This is a genomic window from Streptomyces sp. NPDC031274 (genome assembly GCF_055570235.1).
Genome location: NZ_JBVIHP010000282.1, coordinates 1 through 1,295, shown reverse-complemented (window position 1 = coordinate 1,295; position 1,295 = coordinate 1). Strand labels below are relative to the sequence as shown.

General features: G+C 66.1%; 2 protein-coding genes. One reads left to right on the top strand and one right to left on the bottom strand.

The window, feature by feature from the left end:
* Positions 1-205: hypothetical protein (locus ACZ5CR_RS45685; RefSeq protein WP_468869730.1), on the top strand; the 205-nt coding region annotated here is incomplete at its 5' end.
* A 198-nt stretch (positions 206-403) separates the two neighbouring features.
* On the opposite strand, the gene ACZ5CR_RS45680 is transcribed toward ACZ5CR_RS45685, so the two are convergent.
* A partial coding sequence (locus tag ACZ5CR_RS45680) for a pentapeptide repeat-containing protein (protein WP_468869728.1) occupies positions 404-1,295 on the bottom strand: 892 nt, incomplete at its 5' end.

Here is a 1,295-nt window from a genome sequence, read left to right as displayed (position 1 = left end):
GGCGGCTCCGACCCTCTCCTACGGCCTGGTGGGCGCCTTCGCCCCGATTGAGGAAGAGGATCAGCAAGGGGAGACAGGGTTCGAGGACGGCTGGGACGAGGACGACGACCTGCCCGGCCCCGCTGACGCCGATGAGCCTGCCGGAGACGAACGGCCGGACTCCTCAACGAAAGTTCCGCGTCCCTCCCGGATCTATGACGCCTAGGCCGGTGGGCACCTTCCCGCGCCACCCACTGCGTCCGCTTCATGCCAGGATCGGTCCACGCTGGGCGAGGGCTGCCAGGCCGCGCTGGAACGCCTGCTGCGCCTTGCCCGGGCCCTTAGTCGCACGCGTTGCAGACGAGGCCGGATCCTCGATCGGCGTTTTCCATCCTTGCCCTACGGACTACCTGCATGCGCGAGATCATCCAAGGTTCACAGTGCCTGAGGTCTGCCCCACTGAGATCCGCGCCAGCAGAGTCGTCTCAGTAAGGTGCGCGCCGCGCAGGTCGACTTCGGCCATCCCCGCGTCGTCGAAGCGGGCCCACGCGAGCACCGCATGTCTCAGATCAGCGCTGGTGAGAATGGCACCGCTCAGATCAGCACCCCGCAGATCTGAACGACAAAGGTCCGCCCAGGTCAAGAACGCCCGAGAGAGACGGGGTGGGGCATCGAACTCGAAGCTGCGGAGCATCAGTCCGACCAGTTGTGTAGAACGGAGGCCGATGCGGCGGACCTCCTCCCGCTCGGGCCGCCGCTCCACCATTGCGTTGAGTTCGGCGAGGGAGTCGACTTCCGGGACGGGGACCAGGTGGTTTCGCCTGAACCAGCCGATCTGGCCTTCCACCCCACCCTTCTCATGAGCGCCTTCAAGTCCCGGACGGCAGTACATACTTTCGATGCCGTAGTGCGAACGGAACGCGGTCCACCGCTCGTTCTCCACCCGCGCTCTCGACAGACCCAGCACCCGGGCAACCGCGGCCCGCAAGTTGTCATAGCGCACCTTGCCGCAGGGGATGCCGCCCAGCACACTGAGAGCGTGGACGTGGCCCTCGAAAAACGCCTCCTGACCGCAGGAGGCGAAGATGCGGTGCACCGCCTTGCCGGAATACGACAGCCGCATCGCGAACAGGAACACCTTGACCTGCTCGCCGGCCAGACGGATCGTCACGTCCCCGAAGTCGACCTCTGCTTCCATCCCAGGCATGTGGGTCTGCGGGATGAACGCGTTCAGCGGCCCTCGTCCCGCCTCGATCCGTATCTGCGGGCGGCGAGCAGCGACGTAGGACCGCACCATCGGATACGTCACCTCCACC